The following is a 4,068-nucleotide window of genomic DNA, read 5'->3' on the forward strand; positions in this document are numbered from 1 at the left end:
CAAGAAAGTCCAGGCATATTTACAATAATTTCTGATCACAAAGTATTGAGCGTTGAGGTATTTTCGATGGAAGGAGCGAGCGTAGTAAGTGATACTGGGAACGTAAATCGGTTCGACTTATCCAAAGAGGCTGGAGGGATTTATGTTGCAAAAGTAAAAACGGAACAGGGCGACTTAATTCAAAAAGTTGTTGTTAGGAACTAGTTCCTAACAACAAGTGTTACTTATTCGGTGAGCTGCTTCACCAGTTTCTCCATCCCAAGATTGCTATTTCTTTCATTGCTATGCTACTTTGGAGTGAGTCTTGGTTACAATTGAAGGTTAATAGTACGAAATATAAGGGTTGATTAAGGCACCTTATCATAAAACGCTCTTGCGTAGTGGATAAATTTAATCGAGCACTTTGTGAACGTTTCTTAACTCGTATGGTCTGATTGTTATTTAATAGTAATTACTATTAAATATAATAGATGTATAATTAATAGATAGCTAATAATTATTGTTTACCTAGATCTTATACAAGTCTCGTTATTAGTTGTTTATTGTAAGATAAGTCCTGATTTTTTCCGACTTTTAAAGGAACAAAACAACTAACATCCAGATGAAAAAATATATACTTATCGCCATACTAGGCATATCTCTTTTCTCCATTTTAAATCTTAGTGCACAAACGATTCAACTACCGGTAGAGGTAATTGGATCAGATTATACCGTCGTCCCACGGACTTTCAACTTGACCTCTGGAGCTGCAGCTACAGAGGTATGGATGCAGGTAAATAATTTATCTTACGACGATAAGGCATCGATCCGAATAAATGGAGGTCCATGGTTTACCATAACGAATGCAAATGTTAATATGGCAGAACCTGAACTCTCCTTTGGTGGAATCGGAGGAGAAATTTCTACGGTTCGTTTTTCTGTTCCGATGTCTGGTTTTGTTACTGGAGCGAACACGATCGATTTTAGATTTAACGAGCACGATGGTCTCTCTATGGGATATAGGGTAGTTAGATTTAATGTTCTGGATGCAGGTGGAAGTAACCTTATTCCTGCAAACGATTTTTATTTCGACGATCCAGATTCATGGACTGCTCCTATTGCTGGTGCTGCGGCTATTGCCAACGGGCAAGTTTTATGGGAAACGGCTAACCTTGTTTTTCCGGGAACCCCTACTATCATGAATGCGAAATGCATGGACTGCCACGTAAAATCTGGTTTTGACTTAGAGTATTTCAGTTACTCTAACCTTTCAATTATTGAGCGATCTAAGTTTCATGGGTTGAACCAAACGGAGGCTGAAGAGATAGCCTCTTATATTAGATCGTTGTCTACAGGCAGGCCAGGTAGACCTTGGAATCCTCCTTATCAACCAGGTGCAGAGTTGGATGGTGCTCCGATTGAAGAATGGGCCGCTGGTGCAGGTTTAGATGCTGTATTGGATAACGATACAGATATGGAACCATACCTCTTCCCAAATGGAACAAGTCAGGCGGAAGTGGATGCAGTTGTGGATTTTGATTCATATCTAGATGTAACGGAATTACCAATCGCAATGCAATTCCCAGATTGGAAGTCGTGGCTGCCAGTGATTCATCCGAAAGATTTATGGCCAACTAATTATTTTGAATCGGGAATCGCTGAGGCAGAATACCAAAGTGTAATTTCTACTTTGGGGTCTTCGGATATTGCCACCTTAATTTCTTCGGGCAATGTAATTCCTCTCATAGATGACTTTCAAGCAGTGGTTAAAGATTGGATTGACTTGGGAGAATATGGAGTTAGAGCTAGAACGGATCACTGGGGTGTTTTGACGGGAACAACGGTAGACGATCGTAACGCCCAATATGGGTTAGAATTTACCAAAACAAATTATTCTAAATGGATGGTGGTGAAGTTCTTTGAATTTATGCACGACTATGATCTGGAATACATGGCTCATTTGGAACCTGCTGTTGGTTTACTTGACCCAGTGGAAGGAACAAGGCAATGGCCCGGAACGGATAGAACTGTTTTTGAAGTAGCACCGCATTTCACATCAAGCAATACATTAAATTTTAATTGGCAGCCACTAAGAGAAGGGAAGTATATGTCTTCCGTATGGTATCAACTACAAATGACTATCCAGGCCGGTGAATATGAGCAGCTACACAAAGGCGGACCGATGGATTGGAGTTACCACTTTCTTCATATTAACGATATGCTTTACACGGGTGGACCAGCGGAAGGATTTCGATACATTACATCTTTAATGAAGTTATGGCAATCCAGGAGTAACACCTTTGTGCCAAATGATTTCGAGTTGGGATGGCGGATGCGTTACGTTCACTTATGGTGGATGTTTAGTACTGACCAAGGGGATGAAACAGCAATGGAATCGCTTAATTCCAATGATGCCGGATTACGTGTAAAAATGTATAATTCGATTATTGAGAATTGGGTAACCGAGGTAAACAAACATGACTTAAATACTTGGCCACGTTCATTAAATTCATGGACAGATCTGGAGCCAGAGTCCTATACACCTTCGGCGGCAAACGTGGCTTTTACCAATGGATTGGTATTTTCAGGATCATCTCAATATCATGCAGACTTCTTCTACATTTTAATTCCTATGCTGGATGAATTATGTGTAGATCCAGTAATTCTACAAAGCTTAGTAGACTGGTGTGATGCTGCATGGCCTTTGGGGAATTGGCAAGGAATGGTAGGTGCAAATTGCGGAAATAATGTGCTTAACACATTAGATGCTGCGTTTGTTTCGCAAACTACACCAACAACAATGTTACCTGGTGAAGTTCTGCCAGTTACGATTATAATGGAGAATAATGGTTTAACGGATTGGACGAAAACGCCGGGATGTCATAAAATACGTGCGGAGAATCCGGCTGGAAACGCTACATGGGGGTTAACTGTGGTTAACTTAGATAACGCAGATGTTATCACGACTGGCCAACAAAAAACATTTTCGTTTAATATTACTGCTCCATTAACACCCGGGCATTACGACTTCAGGTGGAGGATGACGGAAAAATGCGGTGGCGCTGGAAACTTTGGGGTGATGACACCTAATATAATTATCGAAGTTGCCGATGTTCAAACTGCTGTTTCAAGTCAGCCAAGTAGTGTTTCGGACTGCTTGGGAGCTAACGTTACTTTTAATATAACTGCAACTGGTACTAATTTAACCTATCAATGGCAAAAGGATGAAGTTGATATTGTTGGAGCTGTTGCAACCTCCTATAGTATTAACGGAATAGCGGCGAATGATGTCGCTAATTATTCCTGTATGGTGAGCGGCGCTAATGGAATAGTGTCTTCGGACTTTGCGGCTCTTTCTTTGGGTGGGATGTTGATTACCGGACAGCCAATGGGTGCAACACAATGTGCAGGTACGGATATTACTTTTAGTACTACAGCAACTGGCGGAGGTTTAACCTATCAATGGCAGAAAGATGGTCAAGATATAAACGGCGCTACATCTACATCTTATTCAATAACAGGATTAGTTGTTGGGGATGCAGGAAGTTATACCTGTGATGTGAGTAGTGGTTGCGGAACTACTTCTTCAGCTGCTGCAGTACTTGCCGTAAATGCAGCGACTACTATTACTGGAGATCCGAGTAGTGCAACGCAATGCGATGGAACGGATGTAACGTTTAATACTACTGCAATTGGAGGAAACTTAACCTATCAGTGGCAAAAAGATGGTCAAGATATTAGTGGAGCCACATCTGCATCGTACGCGATTATTGGAATTGTATCTGGTGATGCAGGAAGTTATACATGTGATGTAGCTGGTGATTGTGGAAATGCAACATCAGGTTCTGCTGTTCTAGTTTTGGATGATGCGATCATCATTACCGGCGATCCAAATAGTGCAACACAATGCGCTGGTACGGATGTGATTTTTAATACTACAGCTACTGGGACTAACCTAACGTATCAATGGCAAAAGGATAGTCAAGATATTAGTGGAGCCACATCTGCATCGTACGCGATTATTGGAATTGTATCTGGTGATGCAGGAAGTTATACATGTGATGTAGCTGGTGATTGTGGAAATGCAAC

2 protein-coding genes are annotated in these 4,068 nt (G+C 41.1%); both read left to right on the forward strand.

Translation table 11 applies throughout. From position 1 onward, the window contains the following. On the forward strand, positions 1–204 hold a 204-nt coding region (locus HRT72_06090; protein ID NQY67277.1), incomplete at its 5' end, for a T9SS type A sorting domain-containing protein. 397 nt (positions 205–601) lie between these two features. After that, on the forward strand, positions 602–4,068 hold a 3,467-nt coding region (locus tag HRT72_06095; protein ID NQY67278.1), incomplete at its 3' end, for a hypothetical protein.

The sequence above is a fragment of the Flavobacteriales bacterium genome, assembly GCA_013214975.1.
GTDB lineage: Bacteria > Bacteroidota > Bacteroidia > DT-38 > DT-38 > DT-38.